This window comes from Melioribacter sp. Ez-97, assembly GCF_051488665.1.
Classification (GTDB): domain Bacteria; phylum Bacteroidota; class Ignavibacteria; order Ignavibacteriales; family Melioribacteraceae; genus Melioribacter.
Genome location: NZ_JBPSEG010000015.1, coordinates 15,122 through 40,219, shown reverse-complemented (window position 1 = coordinate 40,219; position 25,098 = coordinate 15,122). Strand labels below are relative to the sequence as shown.

Sequence of the window (25,098 nt, the reverse complement as noted above, 5' to 3'; positions counted from 1 at the left end):
CATATTCCTCAAAAGCGCATCTAACCGGATAAAAAAAATGAATATGGCGCTTCCTAAATTAAGAAACAGACTATTCATGTCCGCAGTCAAAACCGGTTACGGCGACGGCAGCGGCAAAATTACAGACCGGCACATTGCCTTCTGGGAACGACGCTCCCGTCACGTGGCGGCTGTTATATTCGAACCGTTTTATATCGATCGAAGAGTGAGAGAACTTCCGACTCAAATCGGTATCGATTCGGACGATAAAATTGAAGGGCATAAAAAATTAATTGAAGCCGTTCATAAAAACGGAGCTCTCGCAGCAGCTCATATAAATCATCCCGGCAGAATGGCAAATCCCAAACTCGAAGGCAATATCTATCTTTCGGCATCGGATATTCAATGCCCCAACGGAGGCAAAAAACCGAAAGCTCTTACAATCGAAGAAATAGTTGAAGTACAAAATCAATATTTAAACGCCGCTTTAAGAGCCGAAAAAGCCGGTTACGATATAATAGAACTTCAATTCGGTCTCGGTTATCTGATAGCTCAATTCCTTTCCCCCGAATCGAATAAACGAACCGATCAATACGGCGGCAGCTTGGAAAATCGAATGCGGTTCGGACTCGAAATCCTTCGACTTCTTAAAGAGAACCTTGCAATTCCGGTAATAGCGCGGATTAGCGGAGACGAAATGTACGAGGGCGGAATAAAAACAGACGAGACGATTCGTATTGCAAAAGCGCTCGAACAGGAAAAAATCGATGCAATTCATGTAACTTCGGGGAACGTATGCATGAGTCCGCCGTGGTATTACCAGCATCATTTCATTCCAAAAGGAAAGAACTGGGAATTATCGAAAAAAATAAAAGAGAGCGTTTCAATTCCGGTTATTGCAGTAGGACAAATAAACGAGCCGCGGGATATCGACGCCATTCTCGATTCCGGTTTAGCGGATTATGTTGCAATCGGACGCGCTCTTATAGCCGATCCGGATTTTGCGGGAAAATATTTAAACCTTATCGACGAGCGAATCCGTCCCTGCAGCGCCTGTTTAACCGGATGCCTGGGAAGAATAAAAATCGGCAAAACTTTGCAATGCGAAATAAACCCCACAGTCGGCAGAGAATCCGAAATTATAACTCCCGCCCCGTCGAAAAAACATTATGCCGTTGTAGGCGGCGGTTTGGCAGGGATGGAAGCTGCTCTTACTCTCGATAAACGTGGTCACAAAGTTACTCTGTTTGAAAAAGAAAAACTCGGCGGTCAATTTAATTACGCTCCGCTTCCTCCGGGCAAAATATCTTTGCAAAAACAAATCGAATATTATCTCGACGAAATTAACGACAGCGCCGTTTCGGTAATCTATAAAGAAGCAACGCCGGAAGATTTAATCGGAAAATACGACGGCGTAATAATCGCTACCGGTTCAAAGCCTTTTATTCCAGAAATCGAAGGGATGAAAAATTTCAACTGGGCTGAAATTCTTTTGGATCCTCCGAAAAACAAAAACGTATTGATTATCGGCGGCGGATCAATTGGAGTAGAAATTGCTTCGGCTCTTATCGACTTCAACAACACTGTTACAATTGTAGAAATGCTCGACGAATTAGCGCGCGACATGGAATTAATAACAAAAAAATTAAACATGCTCAAACTAAAAAATGGCGGCGCGCGTATTTTTACCGGCTCTAAAGTAACCCGATGCACCGGAAATGAAATTTTTATATCTGATAAGAACGGAGCAGAAACAGTTATTAAAGAGATAGACATTTGTGTGGTTGCCGCCGGTATGAAACCGGATACTTCGCTTGCGGAAAAACTCGATGGTAAAATTCCCTATTATCTTATCGGGGACGCGGATAAAACAGGCGACGCCGTTTCCGCTATTCAAAGCGGCTATTTTACGGCAAAAGAACTTTAATTAAAAAGGAGGAAAGTCATGAAAATAATAATCGGTTCGGACGGAAATAGATTGGAAAGCCCGGTGGCAAAGAGATTCGGTCATGCCGCATATTATATTTTTTACGACAGCGATACGAATTCTTTCGAAAGCTTTGCCAACGATGTCGAAGGACACAATCACGAGAACCTTGAAAAATTTCTGGAAATGGGCGCCCAAGCTTTTATTGTCGGCAATATCGGTCCTCATGCTTTTGAAATGATTAATACTCCACGAAGCAGCGTTTACCTTGCAAGAAAAATGTCCGTTAAAGAGGCAATCGACAATTTATTGAACGGTAAACTCGAAATGCTGAAAGAACCGACTGCAAAGAGGAGTATCGGACACGGCGGAAAACAAGGTCATGGCGAAGGCTACGGTTACGGCAGACACTCTCATTAATGAAAAAAGAAATTTTTTTTCATTGATTTGGCATGCTTTCTGGTTGGCGCTTGCCGAGGCATTTGCCGATAAAAATACTGTAATGCCGGCATTGATTCTTTTTGCCGGCGGCGCTCAAACCGAAGTAGGATATCTCGCTTCGATAATGATCGGCGTTCCGCTTTTGTCGCAATTGCTCTTTGCTGTTTTATTGAGCGGGAAAAAATACAAAAAGAAGTTTCTTCTTACGGGCATTTATTTACGGGTTTCCGCCTTTGCAGGAGCCGCTTTATCGATTTATCTTATCGACCGGATTTCGGCAGACTCTTTCATTTTTCTTATTCTTTTCTGGATGTTCCTCTTTTCAATAAGCGGAGCGTTTGCGGGAATTTCATACGGAGATATTGTAGGAAAAAGTTTCGAAACGTCGAAACGAAAAACATTTTTCGCAACCAAACAATTTATTGCGGGAGCCGGCGTTCTGTCTTCGGCATTTTTAGCAAAATTTTTGTTGAGCGAACTCGAATATCCTCGTAATTATCAAACGGCATTTTTCAGCGCCGCCTCCTTCCTTTTTATAGCTTCTGCAGGCTTCTGGACGATAAAAGAAAAACCGTCGCGCGTAATCATCAAAAAGAAGATGGAATTGCTAAAGAGCGTAATCGGAGAAATAAGAAACAACAAAACTCTGCGCGGATTGATACTGATATCCAATCTTGCCGGCTTTTCTTTTGTTACTATTCCTTTTTTAATCGGTCATATAAAAATTCTTTTCCTATTACCCAGAACGAAATAGGCAATTTTCTTCTGTTGCAGATTTCGGGAATGATTTCTTCAAGTTATATCTGGAAAAAAGTATTAACTCGTTATTCATACAAAGGCATGATGAAAATAAGCATAGCGCTCCTGACGACGATTCCGCTGTTGTCTTTATTGATTAATTCTATCGGATATTTCTACGCTTTGTTTTTCGTTATTGGCGGGGCTGTCGCGTCGTGGAAGATTATACAGGAAGGGGCAATTATCGAAATTGCAAAAGAAGAAAACAGAGCGCTCTATCTCGGCGTTTTCGGATCTCTTAATTTATCTTCAATGATAGCTCCGATAGTAATCGGCGCCCTATTACACAACGTCGATATTTCGTATATATTTATTGTTTCGTCTCTATTCTCCGCCTTTTCTTTTCTTCTAATAAAAAAGATTGTTTGTCCTGTTGACTTAAATTATTAATTTGATTCTTAAAGTTTATATTAATAAATACGGTTAAAGCTTTATAAAAGTTGATAAAATCATCTGAAAATGATAGTTTTGCGTAATTTTGTTCAACTAAACTGGTTGTTGAAATGGAAACACATCATGTATCAATCCCGCTTTTAAGCATAATTCCTTTTGCTTTGATGCTTCTGTCTATTGCCATCTTCCCCCTTTTTTGGGAACATTTCTGGGAAAACAATCGAAATAAACTTATTATAGCAGTAATTTTGAGTATTCCCACGACTATTTATCTTCTTTCCGCCGGTCTTTCCCATGAATTGATGGAAATTATGGTCTTCGACTACATTCCGTTTATTATTTTATTGGGAGCCTTATTTACAATTACGGGAGGCATTTATTTATCCGGAGATATCGAAGCGACTCCGAAAGTCAATTCAATTTTCTTGGGTATCGGCGCAATATTGGCTTCCTTTATGGGAACAACCGGCGCCGCTATGTTATTGATTCGTCCTGTAATTCAAACGAATAAAGAAAGAAGTTTCAAAGTGCATACAATCTTGTTTTTCATTGCGATCGTCGCCAATTGCGGCGGATTGCTTACTCCTTTAGGGGATCCTCCCTTGTTTATGATGTATCTGCGCGGCGCTCCTTTTACCTGGTTTTTCAATTTGGTTCCCGAATGGCTTTTTTCAAATCTGTTGCTGATAATAATTTATTTTATTGTGGACAGTTATTATCATAAAAAGGAACCTCAAAAAGCATTAAAAAGAGACAAAGAAAATCAAAGACCCATCAGGCTCGAAGGCAAATTGAATTTTGTATGGCTGATCGGCGTAGTTTTGTCTGTCGCTTTTCTCAATGAACAATATCTTCATTTTATAAAGGAAAATGAATACTATAAATTCATCCGCGAAGCCGTTATTCTCGGTATGGCTGTTCTTTCTCTCCTTTTTACTCCAAAACTCACACGTCAATCGAATAACTTTACATGGGAACCGATTAAAGAAGTAGCCTATCTTTTCCTCGGAATTTTCATAACGATGGTTCCCGCGCTTTTGTACCTCGAAACAAACGCTCATCAACTGGGCGTATCGCTGGCTCATCAATTTTACTATTACACAGGAGCGCTCAGCAGTTTCCTCGACAATACTCCAACTGCCGTAACGTTTCATTCGCTGGCGCTGGGACTCGGTATTGAAAGCGGCAATTTAGTTGCCGGAATTCCGGAAGAGTTGTTGAAAGCAATTTCGGTGGCTGCCGTGTTGTTCGGAAGTATGACTTACATCGGCAACGGTCCTAACTTTATGGTAAAAGCCGTCGCAGAGGAAAATAATATTAAAATGCCGAGCTTTTTCGCTTATATGTATAAATTCTCTCTGATTATTCTCCTGCCGGTATTTATACTTATTCAATTGATTTTCATCTGATCATTTTATCAAGGCTGTCCTCTTCTTCGGGGGACAGCCGTTTGTTTTCCCGGATAAACAAGGGCATAATAACTACATAAATAAATACAAGTATTGCCAATACGTAAAATAGAGCGCCGATTGTTTTGTCGTACTCGAGCAATTTCAACTCGCCAAGCATATAATTCCAATCGTGGTAAACATTATTCCCTCCTAGTAGTCTCAATTTTTTTTCCGAGGCGTCCGCAACATAGACGCTGATGTTAATTAAATTCTGTCCGAGCCACAACATAAAGATTCTCGCGGCATTATATTTTTTTTCTTTGTAATAATAAAAAATAAAAAGCGACGGAATGATAATTTGCATAAGCGTTCCGCCTAAGGTATAGACAAACTTACCGAAGATTGCAAAGACACCGTGTCCGCCCTCGTGTATCAATAAATTCAGCTCGTCCAGGAGAAAAACCCTTCCGTGGTTATAAATAAGGTATATGACCGCCGGTATAAAAAACAGCGATGGTATCCATTTGCCTGTTAGATTTTTATTCATCTTCGAACATCGACCTTAATTTTTCGGTGTCGTTCGTAATGCCGAGACAAACAATCAATTTTATTCTGGCTTTTTGCCCGTTCAAATAATCGGCAAAAATAACGCCCGCTTTTTTCAGCCACTTTCCGGCTCCCTCGTAGCCGTAGATATCTAGAGTTTCGCCGGCTGGACATCTGGAAACCAGGACTACCGGGATTCCTTTATCAAGAACGTATTTAATTCCTTCGAACGCTTTAGGAGGCACGTTGCCTACGCCCATTGCTTCGACCACAAGACCGTCTGCGCCGCTGTCGGCTGAAAATTTGAAAAATTTTTCGTCCATTCCCGCATATACTTTAATCAGGTCTACGTTTGAATTGATTTTCGTTGTTTCGAACGTTTCCAGTTTCCTCGGCAGACGATTAAAAATCACCCTGTCGTTTTCTACAAATCCGAGCGAACCGAAATCGAGACTGTGGAATGTTTCGATATCTTCGGTGTGGGTTTTCGTAACTTCGCTTGCGGCGTTTATTTCGCCGTTCAAACAAACAAGCGCTCCCATATTCTTGCTGTTGGGATTGTTAATAATCGATATAGCGTCGAGCAGATTCTTCGGTCCGTCCCAATCCGGCTCCGAACTCGTTTTCATAGCGCCAATTACTACTATCGGTTTTTCCGTTTTTACCGTAAGATCGAGAAAATATGCGGTCTCTTCCAATGTATCGGTTCCGTGCGTAATTATGATTCCGTCGATATCGTCTCGATTAATATGCTTTTTTACTATTTCCGACAATTCGAGCATTAACTCCGGAGTCATATGCGGACCGGGATAATTGCCGAATTCATAGACGAATATATTGGCTTTTTTATCCGCTTCCGGAATTATTTTAAGCAACTCTTCGCCGTGGTAATACGGCACAGCCGAATTCGTTTCCCTGTCGATCTTCATCGAAAAGGTGCCGCCCGTAAAAATTATCAAAATTTTTTTCACTTGCTTTCTCCGTTTTTTTTCGCAATTCAAAATAAATTGACTCTTCCTAAAAGAAAAGTGAAAAAGATTTTAAAATTAATTTGCTCTTATCGTCTGCAACTCATATTTTCACGCTCGGTTAAGGAACCGAAATCGTGTGTTGATAACTTGTTGATAAGTTGTTTGTGTGAAACGTTTCACACTTCTTTTGCAAGGGTGATTTTATCAACTTTTACGTTAATTTTTGTTCGTTATTTTAGAATAAATTCGATAACGTATTTTAATTCAATGAGTTATAGAGTTTATTTAATGTGAATAATTTGTGGAATTTTTGTGTTTGCTCTTTATAATTTCTTAACAAACAATTAATATTCTCAATTTTTTCATTAATCTAATTGTGGATAAGTGATATGGAATTAAATCAATCTGCTCTAAATACCGAAAAGATTGAAACCGAAAAAAACGCCAAAGATATCTGGAAAGAATGCTTAAGCATAATTAAAGAAAACGTACCTTATATTACGTATAACACTTGGTTTTTACCTATTAAGCCGCACGAACTGGAAAACAACACTCTTAAAATTTTCGTACCTAATAACTTTTTTGTAGAGTGGATCGAAGAGCATTATAATACGTTGATTAACAAAACCGTCAACCAGGTGCTGGGTCCCGACGGCAAACTTGTTTATATCGTCTACGAAGAAAACGACCCGCTCGAAGAATTTAAAGAACCGGCTAACGAGAAAAAAAACGAATCGGTTGCCGTAGTCGAAGAGAAAAAAAGCGAATTCGAATCTTTTCTGAATCCGCGCTATACTTTTGATAATTTTATAAAGGGAGAGGGAAATCAACTTGCCCGCGCCGCAGCTTTGGCTGTAGCGGACAATCCCGGTCAAACTTCTTTCAATCCCCTTTTCATTTACGGCGGCGTCGGTCTCGGGAAAACCCATCTTATGCACGCCATCGGAAATAAAATTTTGGAAAAAGATTCGAAGAAGAAAGTTATTTACCTTTCTTCGGACGCGTTTACGGTCGAATTTGTGGAAGCAATCCAATCCGACCGAGTCAACGAATTTTCCGCTTTTTATAAAGGAATGGACACGCTTATTATCGACGATATACAATTTCTCGTAGGCAAAGAAAAAACATTAGACCTGTTTTTCCAGATATTCAACACACTGCATCAAAGCGGTAAACAGATTGTTCTTTCGAGCGACAAGCCTCCGAAAGAATTGAAAGGCCTGAACGAACGATTAATATCGAGATTTTCCTGGGGACTTACGGCAGACATACAACCGCCGGATTTCGAAACACGCGTGGCTATTCTGAAAAACAAAAGCGAAAGCTTCGGACTGGAACTCTCTAACGACATCTACGAATATATAGCGCACAACATTACATCCAACATCAGAGAGCTGGAAGGCTGCCTTATTAAACTTCTCGCTACTTCTTCCCTGAATTCGAAAGAAATCGATTTCAATCTGGTTAAGAAAATCGTAAAAGAGGTTTCTACCAACAAACAGGTATCGATTTCCATCGATTATATCACAAAAGTAGTCTGCGATTATTTTAAAGTGGACGAAAATAAAGTGCGCGAGAAAAACCGCAAAAAAGAAATCGTACTGGCGCGTCAGATAGCGATGTATCTTTCCAAAACTTTGACAAAATCTTCTCTGAAAACAATCGGTCTGCATTTCGGCGGACGCGATCATTCTACCGTTATTCACGCTTATAATACTATGGAGCATATGATTGAGAAGGACAGCAACGTTAAAGAAATCATTGAAAGTCTGAAAAATAAGATCGAAATGAGCGCCGCTTAGGTGTGGATAACTTGTTGACTCGCTGTTTTTTATTTGTGGATTATTTCATTTTATAAACATCGTTTTGATATCTCGTTTTTTTCTACCGGTTATCAACATTCGACTATTTTTATTTTCTTCTTTTTTGTTCAGTTTATCGTTTTTTTAACGCTTATCAACATATTAACAATCTTATTGTTTTTGTTATTTTATTCATATAATAATACTCTAAAAACATAATAATAACGTGTGTGGATAAGGCTAAAATAAAATTGTAAATCTCTCTATATTTTATTATTTTTTGCTGAAAGGTGGAGATAATTTATGGAATTCAAAGCGAACAGTAAAGAGCTCGAAAAGCTACTTGCCAAAATCATTCCCGCAGTGCCCACAAGAACGCCGATGCAGATACTTGAAAATCTTCTGCTTGAAGTTGAGAACGGGGTGCTGACTGTTTATGCAACCGATCTGGAAATATCTCTGAAGTCCTTTTTGAATATCGCTTCGGATGAAAACGTAAAAATAGTTATTCCTGCCCGGTTGTTCTACGACATTATTAAATCCCTGAAGGACACGACAGTTCATTTCAAAATTAACAGCAACAAACGTCTTGAAATAACTACGGAAAAAGGCAAGTATACATTAAGCTATATCGACGCGGACGAGTTCCCTGAAATTCCCACCATTAACACGAGCAACGACGTTTATGAAATATCGATTGACGGTCACGATTTGAAAAGCGCATTCGACAAAACGGCTTTTGCAATGAGCAAAGAGGAAATTAGACCCGCAATGATGGGAACGCTTTTCGAATTTTGCGACGAAGGATTGAGATTTGTAACTACGGACGGACATCGTCTCGTAAATTATTTGAAGAAAAACATCAAAGCGGATATTAACAAGCAATATGTGGTTCCGGAACGCGCCGTTTCCGTTTTATCCAAAGTTTTGGACGAAAAAGAACTGAAAGTTTATTTTACCAACAGTTACGTATCGTTCAAGCTGAACGACATGGAATTAATAACGCGATTGATTGCCCAAAAGTATCCCGAGTACAAGAGCGTAATTCCTCTGGAAAACGAATATGCGCTCAGAGTTAAAACAAATGAATTGCTCGAGTCGATTAAAAGAATGATGCTTTTTACTACAAGCACAACCAGGAGAGTCAAATTTTCGATCGATTCGGAACGAATTATTATTTCTGCGGAAGATATCGATATCGGCGCAGCGGGAGAAGAAGAAGTAAAATGCGAATACCAGGGCGAGAAAATGGATATCGGTTTCAATTCCACATATATAAACGATATTTTAAGTCATCTGTCGGATTACGATGAGATAATATTTAAACTGCATTCCCCTACCAAAGCGGTAATTATCGAACCGGTGGAACAAAAAGAAAATACAGATTTGATGATGCTGTTGATGCCCGTACGTTTGAATACATAAGATGATCCTTAGAAATATTAACTTGCGCAATTTCAGGCTGCATGAAGACACATCGGTAGAATTTTCCAATAAATTAAATTTCCTGGTAGGAGGAAACGGTCAGGGAAAAACATCCGTATTAGAAGCGATTTACTACCTGTGCACCACTAAGAATCTTTTGTCTTCATCCGATTCCGATACTGTTACTTTTGGCAGGCAATTTATGGAAATTAAAGGAGTGATTGAGGATTTGGCTGTTCATTCGGTTCGTTTGAATTACTATTCAATGAGGAAATACTATTATCTCGACGAAAAAATAATCCCGAATTCCGCCGAAATAATAGGCAAATTTCCGATAGTGACTCTTATTCAGTCAGACCACCTTCTTACTCAGGGTTCGCCTTCGGACAGAAGAAAATTTGTCGACTCCACTCTGTCTCAATTAAGTCATTCTTACTTGAGCGCATACATTGAATACAATAAGATTTTGAGACAACGCTCTAACCTTTTATCGCAGATAAGGGAAAACAGAAATATTAATCTTTACGATCAGCTTGAAGCCTGGACGGAATCGCTGATTCTCAAAGGAACGCAAATCATCGAACAAAGAATTAAATTCGTATCGGAATTCAACGAGTACCTTAAGCAAACGTATCGTTATATTATGGGTGATATTGAAACACCGCACATAAATTATTCAACGCTTTGCGCTCCGGAAGAAAACATTGCTGAAATATTCAGAACGCAAATCGACTCGGCAAAAGAAGACGAAATAAGGAGAGGCGTTAATTTAATCGGACCTCACCGTGACGACTTAATATTTTCAATCAACGAAAAGGAACTGAAAAAATACGGATCGCAGGGTCAACACAAAACTTTTCAGATTGCCCTGAAATTCGCTCAATTTTTTTACATAAAGGAAAGATTGAACAGAACGCCTGTATTTTTGATGGACGACGTGTTCGGCGAACTCGATAAATACCGCGCAGAAAAAATAAGCGGCTATCTCTCGGAAATAGGACAGGCATTTATTACGATGACGGATCTTACTTACTACGAAGAACTGAACAACGACAACAGATTGATTACGGTGGAAAATGGCAAAGCAAAAGTCGTCAACTGACGTTAAGAGTATTAGTCAGATTATAGCGCTGGAAGAATTTAATGACATCAGAGAAATTGCGGAATCGTACGACGTAGTGGAAGAGTTTTATACGATATTTCCCGAACTTAAAAAAATAGCCGTACCGAAAAAAGTAGAAGACAAGGTGCTTTACATAAAAGTGGAAAACTCGGTTTGGAAAAGCGAACTCTTTTTGTACAGAAAACAGATTACCGAAAAGATTAATAAGTTTTTTAATAAACAGATTTTAAAAACAATCAAACTGATATAAAAATATGAAAAACAACACGGTTCAAAGCGGCGAATACACAGCCAAAAATATTAACATATTAAAAGGACTCGAAGCGGTACGAAAACGACCCGCAATGTATATAGGCGACGTAGGCTCGCGCGGTCTGCATCACCTTATTAACGAGGTTGTAGACAACAGTATAGACGAGGCGCTTGCCGGATTTAACGACACTGTTATCGTAACTATACACAAAGACCACAGCGTTACAGTGGAAGATTTTGGACGCGGCATTCCTGTGGATATCCATCCTGTCGAAAAGAAATCCGCGCTCGAAGTGGTAATGACGGTTTTGCACGCAGGCGGAAAGTTCGATAAAAATACTTACAAAGTGTCGGGCGGTCTGCACGGCGTAGGCGTGTCGGTTGTTAACGCCCTGTCTGAATGGCTCAAAGTAGAAGTCAGAAGAGACGGAAAAATCTACACGCAGGAATACAAAAGAGGCGTTCCTCAAGGACCGGTTAAAGAAGCGGGAACGTATAAAAAAGGCAAATCCGGCACTAAAATTACTTTCAAGCCCGATAAGGAAATATTCAAAACGGTAAAATTCAAATACGAGATAGTAGCAGAACGTCTGAGAGAACTCGCTTACTTGAATAAGAATGTTACTATGATTTTGATCGACGAGAATGAAGGCATCGAAGAAAAATATCATTTTAAGGGCGGACTTATCGACTTTGTAAAATATCTCGACGAACAGCGCAATCCGCTTCACAAGCCTATTTATATCGAAGGAGAAAAAGAGGGAACGCCCGTCGAAGTTGCGTTTGAATACAGCGATTCGTACAGCGAAAACGTCCATACTTATGTTAATAACATTAATACCATTGAAGGCGGTACGCACCTCGTAGGTTTTAGAACTGCGCTTACGAGAACGTTTAATAACTACGCCTATAAAAACAAGCTTATTAAAGAAAACAGCAAAATTTCTTTAACTGGCGATGACTTTAAAGAAGGACTCACAGCGGTAATTTCCGTAAAAGTTATGGAACCGCAATTCGAAGGGCAAACAAAAACAAAACTTGGAAACAGCGAAGTAAAATCGATAGTCGAATCGATTGTCGGGGAAAAGCTCGCCGAATATCTTGAGGAAAATCCTTCGGTGGCAAAAAAGATAATAGAGAAAAGCGTTAAAGCGGCTGAAGCGCGCGAAGCCGCCAGAAAAGCCCGGGAATTGATCAGAAGAAAAAACGCTCTCGATTCTCTGAATCTGCCCGGCAAATTAGCCGACTGCTCTATTAACGATCCTGAGCATTGTGAAATTTATATCGTCGAAGGCGATTCCGCAGGCGGTTCAGCAAAACAGGGACGCGACAGAAGATTTCAGGCTATTCTTCCGATTAAAGGAAAAATTATAAACGTAGAAAAAGCGAAAATTAATAAGATACTCGAGAATCAAGAAATACAGGCGATTATATCGGCTATCGGTGCGGGAATAGGCGAGGATTTCGACGCGTCAAAATCGCGTTACGGTAAAATAATTTTAATGACAGACGCCGACGTCGACGGAAGCCACATCAGAACCCTTCTTCTTACATTCTTCTATCGTCACATGAAGGATTTGATCAATCAGGGTAAAGTTTTTATTGCCCAGCCGCCGCTCTATAAAATCAAAAAAGGAAAAGAAGAATTTTACGCTTACGACGACGAGGAACGCGACGCCATTTTGAAACGCTTGAAAGGTGACGCCAAAGGAAAAGAAGAGGAAGAAGTTTCCGAAGTCGAAGAAGGAGAAGAGCAAACTCAAAAACAAATGAAAGGCATTGTTATTTCGAGATATAAAGGTTTGGGCGAAATGAATCCCGAACAATTATGGCAAACTACGATGAATCCCGAAACGAGAACTATTCTTCAGGTAAATCTCGAAAGCGCCGCTGCGGCGGATAAAATATTCGAAACTCTTATGGGCGACGCCGTCGAGCCGCGCAGGGAGTTTATTGAAAAACACGCTAAGTACGCTAATCTGGACGTTTAATGTCGAAACATCATAAATACAATCATCCCGTTAAGGAATACGTCAGGTACGACTATACGGCGCTGAATCAGAATCTGACGATAGAGGAGGCTCTGGAGAAAATCCGCACCGAAGGAATCGGGGAAAGGATTGTCTATTTTTATGTGGTCGACGAAGAAGAACGGCTGGTGGGCGTACTTCCCACAAGGCGATTGCTGACGGCTTCGAGAAATACAATAATTAAAGATATTATGATTAAGCGCGTAGCTGCGCTGCCGGATAATTCAACTGTCTACGACGCTTGCGAGTTTTTTGTTACTTATAAATTTTTGGCGCTGCCCGTAGTCGACAAAGAGAATAAAATAATCGGGATAGTCGACGTTAATTTGTTTACCGAGGAATTGCTCGAAATCGAACCGGATATCGAAGAACGCCACAGAATGAGCGACATCTTTGAAACCATCGGTTTTACAATCGAGGAAATTAAAAACGCTACGCCGCTTAAAGCCTGGAGATATCGATTTCCCTGGCTCGTTACAACAATTGTCAGCGGAACAATTTGCGCCATTCTTGCGGGATTGTTCGAAGCCACTTTGGCCGAGAGCATTGTTATAGCGTTTTTTATTACTCTCGTTCTTGGTCTTGGCGAAAGCATCAGTATACAATCGATGACTGTAGCCATTCAGGCGCTTCATACCAATCGTCCGACAAAAGAATGGTATTTAAAATCGATTACCAAAGAAATGAAAACGGCGTTTCTGCTGGGATTAAGTTGCGCGTTTTTAGTCTTTATCGTAATATCCGCATGGAAAAACGATTTTACGGCGGCGTTCGTTGTAAGTTTTAGTATTGTAATAGTGGAATTGCTTGCGGCTTTCTGGGGAATAAGCGTACCCGCAATTTTACACAGAACAAAATTAGACCCGAAAATTTCCGCCGGTCCGGTAACTCTTGCTCTTACCGATATCGGAACAATACTGTTTTACCTCGGTTCGGCAACTTTAATTTTGGAATAAATAAGAAATTAATAATTAATTAATACAGACTGGAAAAATGAGCACTATATTCGAAAAAATAGTACCTGTATCATTAGAAGAAGAAATGAAGTCGTCTTACATCGATTATGCAATGAGCGTTATAGTGGCGCGGGCATTGCCCGATGTAAGAGACGGATTGAAACCGGTGCATCGTAGAGTATTATTCGGTATGCACGAATTGGGATTAACATACAATAAACCGTACAAAAAATCCGCCCGTATCGTCGGAGAAGTTTTAGGTAAATATCACCCGCACGGCGACAGCGCAGTTTACGATACTATGGTTAGAATGGTCCAGGATTTTTCGTTGCGATATCCGTTGGTAGACGGACAGGGTAACTTCGGATCGATCGACGGCGACAGTCCTGCGGCAATGCGTTATACCGAGGCGCGCCTGGCTCGTATATCGGAAGAAATGTTGAGAGACCTCGACAAAAATACAGTTGACTTCGTTCCTAATTTTGACGACACGCTTCAGGAACCGTCGGTATTGCCCGCATACTTGCCGAATCTGCTTGTAAACGGCGCTAGCGGAATTGCCGTCGGAATGGCTACAAACATTCCGCCTCATAATCTTTCGGAAGTTATCGACGGATTGGTGGCTTTGATTGATAATCCGAAAATTACGCCCGAAGATATAATGAAGCACATTAAAGCTCCCGATTTTCCGACCGGCGGCATTATATACGGTTACGAAGGCGTTCGGGAAGCATATTTGACGGGGCGCGGTAAAATTGTTATTCGAGCCAAGGCTAATATTGAAACTCTCAAAAACGACAGAGAAAACATCGTAATAACTGAACTGCCTTATCAGGTAAACAAAGCGTCACTCATTGAAAAAATAGCCGACCTGGTAAGAAATCAAAAGATCGAAGGTATTTCGAACATACGCGACGAATCCGACCGAGACGGCATGAGAATCGTCATCGAAATGAAAAGAGACGGTCAGCCAGCGGTCACGTTGAATCAGCTCTTTAAGCATACGCAAATGCAGGTTACTTTCGGCGTTATAATGCTTGCGCTCGTTAACGGAGTGCCGAAAGTTCTGACTCTCAAACAAACGATGGAACATTTCCTCGACCATCGTATGGACGTTCTTATCAGAAGAACCAAATTCGAACTCGACGCCGCCGAAAGAAGAGCTCATATTCTCGAAGGATACATAATTGCTCTCGACAATATCGACGAAGTTATAGAGACAATTAAAAAATCGCGCGACGTCGAAACCGCCAAGCGCAACTTAATGCGAAAGTTCAAGCTTTCCGAAATCCAGGCTAAAGCGATTCTCGATATGAGATTGCAGCGCCTTACCGGTCTTGAACGCAAAAAGATTGAAGACGAATACAAAGAAACAATTAAATTAATCGAAAAACTTAAAGGCATTCTCGCCAGCGAAAAGAAGAGAAAACAAATAATAAAAGAAGAACTTCTGGCTCTGAAAGAAAGATACGGCGACGACAGAAGAACGGAAATAATTTACGATTATAAAGATTTTTCGCTCGAGGATATTATTGCGGAAGAAGACGTTGTAGTAACTATTTCCCACAGAGGATTTATAAAAAGATTTCCCGTCAGCGGATACAGACGCCAGTCCAGAGGCGGCAAAGGAGTTACCGGAGCCGGCACTAAAGACGAAGATTTCATTGAACATATGTTCGTCGCTTCCACTCACCACTACATTATGTTCTTTACCGACAGAGGTAAATGTTATTGGCTCAAAGTGCACGAGATTCCCGAAGGAGGAAGAACGGCTAAGGGCAGGTCTATTCTTAATCTTATCGAAAAATCGAAAGAAGAAAAAATCGCCGCATTCGTAGCAGTTAAAGAATTCAGCGACGACAAATATGTCGTAATGGTTACAGAAAAAGGCACTGTTAAAAAGACAGTACTTTCCGCGTATTCAAACATTCGCCGCGGCGGTATTAATGCAATCAATCTTGTTGAAGGCGACAATCTCGTCGAAGCGAAATTGAGCGACGGCAATAACGACATTATTATCGGCACGCGGAACGGCATGGCTATCCGTTTCAACGAAAAAGACGTGCGCGATATGGGCAGAACCGCCACGGGAGTGCGGGGCATCAATCTTGCCAAAGACGATAAAGTCATCGGAATGATTGTGGTTAGAAACGCATCTACGCTCCTCGTTGTTACCAACAAAGGATACGGCAAACGTTCCGAACTGGACGACTATCGTTTGACGCGAAGAGGCGGCAAAGGCATTATTACAATTAAAACCTCCGAAAAGAACGGCAAGATGATCGCCATGAAAGAAGTGAACGACTCTGACGAGCTGGTTATTATTACTACAAAAGGAATGGTAATTCGTCAGTCGGTGAAAGATATCAGAGTTATGGGCAGAAACACACAGGGAGTCCGGCTAATAAAACTGAACGAAGGCGACGAAATTGCCGATATAGCAAGAGTAATTCCAGAAGAAAACGGAGAAGAATAGTTAATAGAGGGCGGCGGGAAAATCCGCCGCCCGTTTGTTTCTTTCGATTTTCTCTCCTAAATTGGATTTTCATTAATATTACTCAGGGCGTAAAAATGAAAAAGCTGGCTTTCTTTCTCTTTATCCCGGTAATTTTGCTTTCTCAACCTCTCACAATTAATTTCAAACAGGCATACGAAAAACAAACCAGGTCTTATGACGGCAGACCGGGACGGAACTACTGGCAAAATAAAAGCGATTACAAAATCATCGCCGAAGTAATACCTTCGGAAAAAAGAATTAGAGCGGAAGAAACCGTTGCTTATTACAACAACAGTCCCGACACGCTCGATATGATAGTTGTAAAATTGCTTGGGGATTTATATCGAAAAGGAAACGCAAGGGATTTCGAAATATCGCCCGACGCCGTTAATGAAGGCATGATAATTTCAAAGGCGAAATTGAACGGCTCGGAAATCGAAATTACTCGAGACAGGGAAAAACCTCACATTACCGGAACCAAATTGATCATTCCGCTTAATGAAAAATTATTGCCGGGAACAAAGGCGGAGATCTATTTCAACTGGGAAGTCAACATTCCGGGAGAATCGCAAATTCGAATGGGCGCGTATGATTCCACTTCGTTTTTTGTGGCTTATTGGTTTCCGCAAATTGCGGTTTACGACGATATCGACGGCTGGGATACGAACGATTATACGGGACATACGGAAACTTACAACGATTTCGGTAATTATGAAGTCGACATTACTGTTCCTCAAAACTTTGTGGTTTGGGCTTCGGGCAAATTATCGAATCCCGATGAAGTGTTCGAAGAAAAAATCCTCGATAAGTACAAACGGGCAAATTCCTCCGATGAAATCATACATATTATTAGCGAAGAGGATCTGGGTAACGTAACTAAAAAGAGCGATAAAATAACGTACAGATTCAGATCGGAATCGATACCCGACTTTGCTTTTGCAATGAGCGACCATTATTTGTGGGATGCTTCGTCGTGGCAGGGCGTTTTAATTTCGGCGGCTTACAATCCCGAATCGAAAGGATTTTATAACGTTGCAGAAGTGGCGCGCAAATCGATTATCTATTTTTCTGAAGAGTTACCGGGAATTAAATATCCTTATCCGGTTATGACGGTTTTTAACGGCAGAGGCGGCATGGAATTTCCGATGATGTGCAACGACTCGTCGTTAGACAATCTGAGAGGAACGGTTCATTTAACATCGCACGAAATTGCGCATACGTACATGCCGTTTTATATGGGAATCAACGAGCGGAAATATGCCTGGATGGACGAAGGCTGGGCAACAATGCTTCCGTTCGATTTTCAGGAATCAAATGCGCCGGGATACGACCCCAGACAACGGAATGCTGAAGGATACTCGCAATACGGCGGTCGAGACAACGACCTGCCGCCGATAATTCCGTCTTCTCAACTGAGAGGCATTACCTACAGAATTGCTTCTTACGCCAGACCGGGCGCCGCATACGATTTTATGATGAAATTCATGGGCAAGGAAAAATTCAAAGCTTGTTTGCACGAATACATCAAACGCTGGAACGGGAAACATCCGACTCCTTACGATTTCTTTAATACCTTCGAAGATGCAAGCGGCGAAGACCTCGATTGGTTTTTTAAACCGTGGTTCTTCGAATTCAAATATCCGGATCTGTCTATTAAAAAAGCGGAAGCCAAAGACGGATATCTTTTTGTGGAAGTTGAGAACAAAGGAGGTTTGCCTCTTCCCGTGGTTTTATTTGTAAAAAACGATGAAGTTAAAGAAAAGATTTTCGAGGCGCAGGCAGACATCTGGAAAGGAAAACCCGGAGAGCTTAAACTCGAAATTAAATGCAAAAAACCGGAAGAGCTTTTGCTTGGAACGCCTCAAATACCCGACGTTGACGACTCGGACAACAAATTTTCGCTGAAATGATTTACGACAACCTTCAATAAAGTTTCTGTATGGCGCGGCAAGTAAAGCCGCGCCTGTGAAACCTGCCGGCAAATTTTTAGCGGCTATCAAAATAATAGACAAGTTTTTGTCAGCCCCGCATTAAAAAATTTTCAAATGATTCCGGAATAGAAACAGAAAAACAAAATTGACTTTTAAAATATTTATCGTATATTTACGATTAACGATTGGAGGAATAATGGCTTATTCGAAGAAAGAAAAATTCGACGACGAAGAAGTTTGGCTGGCGGAGGTGGCAAAAGCGTTGTCGCATCCGGCGCGCCTGAAAATTCTTAAGTTTCTCAACAAGATGGATTCGTGCATGGTAGGCAGTATCGTTGAGCGTTTGCCTCTGGCTCAGTCGACGGTTTCACAACATTTGAAAGAACTGAAACGAGTCGGACTTATCGAGGGCGAAATCGACGGTCCTAAAATCTGCTATTGCGTGAATAAAAAAACATTGCAGCGAGCTAAAAAACAATTTGATAAATTATTTTCCGCAACGGGATGTTGCTGAGAAAGGAGAATCGATATGGAAAATCAAAACGAACTCAAAAAAATTGTTAAAGAAAAATACGCTAAAATAGTAGTTAAAAATGATCCGGAATCATGTTGCGGCAAAAGCTCATGCTGTTCTGACGATACCGATTATTCGAATCTCCAGGACGATTACACGGGCGAAGCCGGATATGTGCCCGACGCAGACCTCGGTTTGGGATGCGGAATTCCTACGAAATACGCCGTTATTAAAGAGGGAGATGTTGTTGTCGATCTCGGCAGCGGCGCGGGAAACGACGCTTTTGTAGCGCGCGCTATTGTCGGCGCTAAAGGAAAAGTCATCGGAATCGATATGACCGAAGAAATGATCCGGAAAGCGGAGACAAATAAATCTAAGCTCGGCTATGATAACGTGTTCTTTAAGCTCGGCGATATCGAAAATATTCCGCTTGAAGATAATAGTGCGGACGTCGTTATAAGCAACTGTGTATTAAATCTTGTGCCGGACAAAAGAAAGGCTTTTGCCGAAATTTACAGAATACTAAAACCGGGCGCGCATTTCTGCGTTTCGGACATAGTCTCGACTGGCGAAATGACGGAAGAATTTAAAAAATCGGCGGAACTTTATGCCGGTTGTGTTTCGGGAGCGATTCCGGAAAATGAATATCTTGGAATTATCGAATATGCCGGCTTTAAGAATATAGAAATCAAAACTTCCAAAAAAATCGAATTGCCGGATGAACTTTTGCGGAAATATCTGAGCGAACAAGAGATTGCGAATTTCAAAAAGAGCGCCGTAGGACTCCTGAGCGTTACGGTAACCGCCAATAAATAAATTTCATTTCGTTTATTGCTTAATGATGCCCGCATAACCGCGGGCAATTTTATCTTCCCGCCAAGAACCGAAAGTCCGGATAAATTGTTATTATTGCAGTAACTGCTTTTTGTTTAAATTCGGTTTAAACCGGAGTGTAATATGAAATCGATTCTAAGAATTATAATTTTCCTTTTTGTTGCCGCGACGGTCTTTCCTCAGGACGAAATTAAAGTGCGCGACAATATTTATTATTTGAGCAATACGATTGTGGTTAAATTAAAAAACGCTAATACGGACATTAGCGAGTTCAAAAGAGAAATCGAAAATAAATCCATTAAAGCAAATGCGATTGCAAAGGCTTTCCCTCAAAGCAAAAACGCATTGAGAAAAGGCGCCGACCGATTCGAATCGATTTATATAATAACAACCGGCGACAATAAAGACCCCTACGAAGTTTCGGCTAAGTTGAATAAAATGAAAGAAGTTGAATGGGCTGAACCGAAGTTAATCAGGAGAGTTACAGTTGTTCCGAATGACTCGCTTTTTAATGCGGGCAGGCAGTACAACATCGGAATGATTTCCGCAGAAAAAGCGTGGGATATTTCCAAAGGCGATACTTCGATTATAATTGCAATTATCGATACGGGAGTCGACTGGAATCATCCCGATTTGAAAGCAAACATATTATTCGACTCAAACGGCAATTTGGTCGGAACCGATTTCGGAGGATTAAACGGCAGACCGGACGACGATCCGCGGGAAGACATTCCGCCGGACGGCAGAAATTCGTATCACGGAACTCATGTGGCGGGAATAGCGTCGGCGGTTACGAACAATTCGATTGGAATTGCAGGCGTTGGATATAATTGTACCATTATGCCCGTAAAAGTATCGCGCAGCGACAAACGCGACGCAAGCGGTTATCCGTTTGTATGGTACGGATTCGAAGGTATTAAATGGGCTGTTGACAACGGCGCCAAAATAATCAATTGCAGCTGGGGCGGATACGGATATTCGCGTTACGAAAAAGAAATTATCGACTATGCGGTTGAAAACGGAGTAGTTATAATTGCGGCGGCAGGCAACGAAAACAGTTCAAATCTTTTTTACCCGGCTAGCTACGAAGGCGTTTTATCCGTCGGCTGGCTCAACGAAAAAGGAGAGAAAGCCACTTATGGTTCTAATTCTGGTTCCAATTACGGCACTCAGGTCGACGTAATGGCGCCCGGCTCTTTTATTTATTCCACCTGGCCAACGTATTCCGGCGCCGATTCGATTTACCGTTCAATAAGCGGCTCTTCAATGGCTTCTCCGCACGCCGCAGGAGTGGCGGGACTCGTAGCCGCCAGATTTATGAATTATACTCCTCTTCAAATTGCGGAAAGAATAAGAGCCTCGAGCGTTCCTGTTAAAAACGGTTTGCCTCAGCATCAATATCTGCTCGGCGGAGGTAAGTTAGACGCATTTAACGCGGTTAAGGATACAACTCTTTATTCAATCAGAGCCACTAAAATCGACTTTATTGAAGACGGCAACGGCAACGGACTCTTCGAATCCGGAGAAGCCGTAAACATCAGAATCCGGTTTACAAATTATCTCGACCCGTCGCCGCAAACAAAAGTTTATCTGATGTCCGACGACGACGCAATTATTCTTGAAAATAAAGAATTTAATCTGCCCGCAATGAACACGCTGGATACAGCGGACAACTCTTCGTCGTTGTTCAGATTTGTAATATCCGAGAATTCGCCGTTTAATCATACCGTCGATATTATGATTAAATACGAAGGCGATTCATACGAAGACTATCAATGGTTTTCGGTAAGAGTAAATCCGACTTATGCTACGCACGACGCCAATAAAATCGTAATGACTATAACAAGCAAAGGCACGCTTGGTTTTAACGACTATCCCGACAACCAGGAAGGGAGAGGATTTGTTTTTAAGAACGGCGACAATCTATTGTTCGAAGGAGCTTTTATGTACGGCTCATCTTCGACAAAAGTGATGGACGCCGCAAGGAACGATTTTTTTCAGAATGAAGATTTCAATCTGTTGGAAAAGGTTCGTATCACAACAGATGAAAATAATAATCAAATCGGAAAGACGGCGTTTGACGATTCGGGATTCGGGCAGGGCGCTCTCGGAATTAAAACGGAACTTACTTCTTACGGATTTTCAAGCGCTCCGGACGACGGCTACATAATTCTCGTAAACAAGTTGATCAATCAAAGCGGAGCGGACATTAACGGTCTTTATGCAGGATACTTTTTCGACTGGGATATGCCAGCCGAAATACCCGATATTGATATAGTCGATTTCGACGAAGAAGGGCGTTTCGGGTATGTTTATTGCGAAAACGATTCGATACTTGATACGTATGTCGGGATCGGTCTGCTTGGCGACGATAGTAAACTCGGATTTTATCCGATCGAAAATTCAGCCGATACCGGCGCCGTAATGCTCTTCGACGAAAACGGTTTTACGAAAAAAGAAAAATGGAGTTCATTGACAGGCGGAGTAATTAAAAAGACGATCGGACCGGCAGACGTTTCAATGGTTGTTTCATCCGGACCGCACGATTTAATAGCCGGCGGCGAAGTAAAAATACCTTTCGTAATTGCAGCCGGCGAAAGTCTCGAAGAGCTCCGCGCGTCTGTTCAAGCGGCGCGAAATAAATACAATCAATTAATTACAACGGTGAACGAGAGTCCCGTTTCATATACTTACAATCTTTCCCAGAACTACCCGAATCCTTTTAATCCCTCGACGATTATAAGGTATGAAATTCCGGAGCGGAATTTTGTTACTATAAAAGTTTACGATTTACTCGGCAGGGAAGCAGCTGTTCTTGTAAACGAAGTGAAAGAAGCGGGAAGCTACAGTCTGGAATTCTCTGCGGAAAAACATAAACTTTCCAGCGGAATTTATTTTTATACTTTGAAAGCGGGAAATAATTTTATAGTGAAGAAAATGATATTTGCCAAATAAAAAAAAGCGGGCTATGCGCCCGCGCTTTTTATTTAATTACCTCTTCGATTATACGATCTGCATTGTCCACATATTTGGCTATCCACAGAATATATCGGATATCGACGCCGATGGATCGACTGTAGGAATCGTTCCAGGCATAGTCGTTAATAGTTGCTTCGAAACAACGGTCGAAATTCAGACCTACTAATTCGCCGTTGGCATTCATTACGGGACTTCCGGAATTTCCGCCGGTTGTGTCGGTATTGTATAAAATTGCAACGGGAACTCCGCCTACCGAGGAGTCGAAAAACTCGCCGAATTTCTTTTGGTCGTAAGCTGTTCTGAGATTGTCCGGAACTGCATATTCGTTGCCGAGATAACTTTTTTCGATAACGCCTTCAAGCGTTGTTATCGGTTTGTAATAAACCGCGTCTCTCGGCTCGTATCCTTTTATATTGCCGTAAGTCATTCTCAGAGTGCCGTTGGCATCGGGAATAAACGACTTGCCTTCGTAAAGTTTTCTTACTTCGATATATTGAGGCAGAAGCATATTCAACTTGCCGTCGACATAATCGGAAATTTCATTCAGTTCGTCTTTTTGTTTTCTTAAAGAGGCGACAAACGCCAACAATAAATCTTCTTCCGGATTAATGTCGGAATAATTGAAATCGCCGTTTATTAATTTATTTACGGTTTCTTCCGCGAGGAATTTCGAGCCGACCAGTTTGTTCACAAACGTCTTAGTATCGGAATCTTTAACAAAATCGTTCACGGCTTCGACGGACGAGAGCTCAGAAAAAGTTAACGCGTCGTTCAACATTTTACCGAGGAATGCTTTTTCAAATGGAAGGTCGATACGCGAATAAATTTTATTAATATCGTTGGCGGGTTTGCCTTCTATTTGATTTAATAAACCGTCGGCGTAATTAATTACGTTCGAAAAACGATAAAGTCTGTTCAGCCACATCGACGGACGAATATTATCGAATAGTTTGTTGTAAACGCTTTCGAGTTCGTCAAAAAGATTGCCGTACTTTTCTTCGAGTTCGGGATTGCCGTCGATGAAATCTTTCAGTTTTCTGTCTTCTTCGTATTCTTTTTTCAGGAGTTCGAGTTTACGAATGCCAAGCATTTTGCCTCTGTAATTTTTCATCGCGTTAGAAAGTCCTTTGATAAAAGGAGCGTATTTCAATTCGAGAGCTTTATCGTTCTCGCTCAGATTTTCGAGAGCGTCGATCATATTCGAATAGAGTTGTTCGTTATAAGGCAGAAAATAATTTTGCTGGTAATCCAGAAACCACGCCGGATAGTTTCTATACGTTCTGCCGGGATAGCCGAGTATAAATACAAAGTCGTTTTCTTTAACTCCGCCGGGATTGATTTTTAAGAATTTTTGCGGACGGTAAGGCACGTTGTTTTCCGAATACTCTGCGGAGGAGCCGTCAGGAGCAACGTAGGCGCGAAGAAACGAAAAATCGCCTGTATGACGCGGCCATATCCAATTATCGGTTTCGCCGCCGAATTCGCCTATTGAACGTGGCGGCACGTATACGAGTCTAACGTCTTTGATAATTTTGTATTTGAAAAGAATATAAGATTTGCCCGGAAACATTTCGGATACTTCCGCATCGATAGCGTTGGCTTCGTCTTTTTCGCGCGCGGCAATCTCGTTCATTCGTTTTTCGATAACGCGGCTCCGTTCTGCAAAGTCGGATATTTCGTCGAGTCCCGCCAGCACTTCGTCGCTAACGTCTTTATAAGATTCCGTAATCCTTACGGTATATCCTGCTGCGGGAATTTCGTCTTTAATGCCAGCTGCATAAAAACCGTTTTCAAGATAGTTGTTTTCGGGCGTGCTGGCGCGGCTTACGGCTCCAAACGCGCAATGGTGGTTTGTAAGTATCAATCCGTTTTCCGAGACGAACGAACCGGTGCATCCGCCTATATTTACAATCGCATTTATCAAGCTGATTCCGTCCGGATTATAAATGTCGTTCAAGCTCAGATTAAAGCCGAGTTTCTTTAAATCGAGTTTTTTCAATTCGCTCAAGGGATACATCCCCTCGCCCGGTATTCCCCTGACGGCTATATTGAAAATCAGCAGCGTGATTATTACAAATGAAAAGCGCAGTTTTTTCATTACTTCTCCTGTTTGATTTATTTTACTGACTAATATAAAAAACGGACAGTTCCGATGCCCGGAAGAGAGGAGAAGATTGCGGGCTAACCGGTTGCTTCGATACGTCCTTCGGACTACTCAGCAACCTTGCTTCTATTGAAATTTATGCTTGCACAAAACTATTTAGCAGCTTTGCATTTAAACCGAGCGTTGAGTAGCCCGATTTATCGGG

At 41.4% G+C, this 25,098-nt stretch carries 19 protein-coding genes; 16 read left to right on the top strand and 3 right to left on the bottom strand.

Features of this window, described 5'->3' with window-relative positions:
- The first annotated feature begins 37 nt into the window (after window positions 1-37).
- The 5 genes from ACSSWA_RS13565 (at window position 38) to ACSSWA_RS13545 (ending at window position 4,947) form a co-directional block, all read left to right on the top strand.
- Entirely contained in the window at window positions 38-1,906 is a 1,869-nt protein-coding gene (locus ACSSWA_RS13565; RefSeq protein WP_437357091.1) for an NAD(P)/FAD-dependent oxidoreductase, read from the top strand.
- Window positions 1,907-1,924: 18 nt separating this feature from the next.
- Complete coding sequence (locus ACSSWA_RS13560) at window positions 1,925-2,326, top strand: NifB/NifX family molybdenum-iron cluster-binding protein (protein ID WP_437357090.1); 402 nt, start codon at window positions 1,925-1,927, stop codon at window positions 2,324-2,326.
- Window positions 2,289-3,101 carry a hypothetical protein gene (locus ACSSWA_RS13555; RefSeq protein WP_437357089.1) on the top strand — a complete coding sequence of 271 codons (813 nt, stop codon included), beginning with the start codon at window positions 2,289-2,291 and terminating at the stop codon, window positions 3,099-3,101. Before ACSSWA_RS13560 ends, ACSSWA_RS13555 begins: the two co-directional genes overlap by 38 nt.
- A gap of 14 nt (window positions 3,102-3,115) precedes the next feature.
- Window positions 3,116-3,535, top strand: coding sequence for an MFS transporter (locus ACSSWA_RS13550; protein WP_437357088.1), 420 nt, complete (start codon window positions 3,116-3,118; stop codon window positions 3,533-3,535).
- 113 nt (window positions 3,536-3,648) lie between these two features.
- Window positions 3,649-4,947, top strand: coding sequence for a sodium:proton antiporter (locus ACSSWA_RS13545; RefSeq protein ID WP_437357087.1), 1,299 nt, complete (start codon window positions 3,649-3,651; stop codon window positions 4,945-4,947).
- Here ACSSWA_RS13545 and ACSSWA_RS13540 read toward each other — a convergent pair.
- Window positions 4,940-5,476, bottom strand: a complete 537-nt coding sequence (locus tag ACSSWA_RS13540; protein ID WP_437357086.1) for a hypothetical protein — start codon at window positions 5,474-5,476, stop codon at window positions 4,940-4,942. The two genes, ACSSWA_RS13545 and ACSSWA_RS13540, sit on opposite strands and share 8 nt — an antisense overlap.
- Window positions 5,469-6,446, bottom strand: a complete 978-nt coding sequence (locus tag ACSSWA_RS13535; RefSeq protein WP_437357085.1) for an asparaginase — start codon at window positions 6,444-6,446, stop codon at window positions 5,469-5,471. The genes ACSSWA_RS13540 and ACSSWA_RS13535 overlap by 8 nt, the downstream gene beginning before the upstream one ends.
- Before the next feature lie 389 nt (window positions 6,447-6,835).
- On the opposite strand from ACSSWA_RS13535, the gene dnaA reads away from it, so the two are divergent.
- From dnaA to ACSSWA_RS13480, 11 genes are all read left to right on the top strand, one after another.
- Window positions 6,836-8,248 carry a chromosomal replication initiator protein DnaA gene (dnaA, locus tag ACSSWA_RS13530; RefSeq protein ID WP_437357084.1) on the top strand — a complete coding sequence of 471 codons (1,413 nt, stop codon included), beginning with the start codon at window positions 6,836-6,838 and terminating at the stop codon, window positions 8,246-8,248.
- A 303-nt stretch (window positions 8,249-8,551) separates the two neighbouring features.
- Window positions 8,552-9,673: a DNA polymerase III subunit beta gene (dnaN, locus tag ACSSWA_RS13525; RefSeq protein WP_437357083.1), complete on the top strand. Its 1,122-nt coding sequence runs from the start codon at window positions 8,552-8,554 to the stop codon at window positions 9,671-9,673.
- A 1-nt stretch (window position 9,674) separates the two neighbouring features.
- Window positions 9,675-10,775 carry a DNA replication/repair protein RecF gene (gene recF, locus ACSSWA_RS13520; protein ID WP_437357082.1) on the top strand — a complete coding sequence of 367 codons (1,101 nt, stop codon included), beginning with the start codon at window positions 9,675-9,677 and terminating at the stop codon, window positions 10,773-10,775.
- Complete coding sequence (locus ACSSWA_RS13515; RefSeq protein WP_437357081.1) at window positions 10,750-11,046, top strand: DUF721 domain-containing protein; 297 nt, start codon at window positions 10,750-10,752, stop codon at window positions 11,044-11,046. The genes recF and ACSSWA_RS13515 overlap by 26 nt, the downstream gene beginning before the upstream one ends.
- A 4-nt stretch (window positions 11,047-11,050) precedes the next feature.
- Window positions 11,051-13,039, top strand: a complete 1,989-nt coding sequence (gyrB, locus tag ACSSWA_RS13510; protein WP_437357080.1) for a DNA topoisomerase (ATP-hydrolyzing) subunit B — start codon at window positions 11,051-11,053, stop codon at window positions 13,037-13,039.
- Complete coding sequence (locus ACSSWA_RS13505) at window positions 13,039-14,034, top strand: magnesium transporter (RefSeq protein ID WP_437357079.1); 996 nt, start codon at window positions 13,039-13,041, stop codon at window positions 14,032-14,034. The genes gyrB and ACSSWA_RS13505 overlap by 1 nt, the downstream gene beginning before the upstream one ends.
- Before the next feature lie 37 nt (window positions 14,035-14,071).
- Window positions 14,072-16,510, top strand: a complete 2,439-nt coding sequence (gyrA, locus tag ACSSWA_RS13500) for a DNA gyrase subunit A (RefSeq protein WP_437357078.1) — start codon at window positions 14,072-14,074, stop codon at window positions 16,508-16,510.
- Window positions 16,511-16,605: 95 nt separating this feature from the next.
- Window positions 16,606-18,441: a M1 family metallopeptidase gene (locus tag ACSSWA_RS13495; RefSeq protein WP_437357077.1), complete on the top strand. Its 1,836-nt coding sequence runs from the start codon at window positions 16,606-16,608 to the stop codon at window positions 18,439-18,441.
- Window positions 18,442-18,658: 217 nt separating this feature from the next.
- Window positions 18,659-18,976, top strand: coding sequence for an ArsR/SmtB family transcription factor (locus tag ACSSWA_RS13490; protein ID WP_437357076.1), 318 nt, complete (start codon window positions 18,659-18,661; stop codon window positions 18,974-18,976).
- Between the two features lie 15 nt (window positions 18,977-18,991).
- Window positions 18,992-19,792, top strand: a complete 801-nt coding sequence (arsM, locus tag ACSSWA_RS13485; protein ID WP_437357075.1) for an arsenite methyltransferase — start codon at window positions 18,992-18,994, stop codon at window positions 19,790-19,792.
- 141 nt (window positions 19,793-19,933) lie between these two features.
- Complete coding sequence (locus ACSSWA_RS13480; RefSeq protein WP_437357074.1) at window positions 19,934-22,765, top strand: S8 family serine peptidase; 2,832 nt, start codon at window positions 19,934-19,936, stop codon at window positions 22,763-22,765.
- Window positions 22,766-22,793: 28 nt separating this feature from the next.
- On the opposite strand, the gene ACSSWA_RS13475 is transcribed toward ACSSWA_RS13480, so the two are convergent.
- A complete protein-coding gene (locus ACSSWA_RS13475) occupies window positions 22,794-24,887 on the bottom strand; it encodes a S46 family peptidase (RefSeq protein ID WP_437357073.1) in 2,094 nt (697 codons plus the stop codon).
- Window positions 24,888-25,098: the final 211 nt, after the last annotated feature.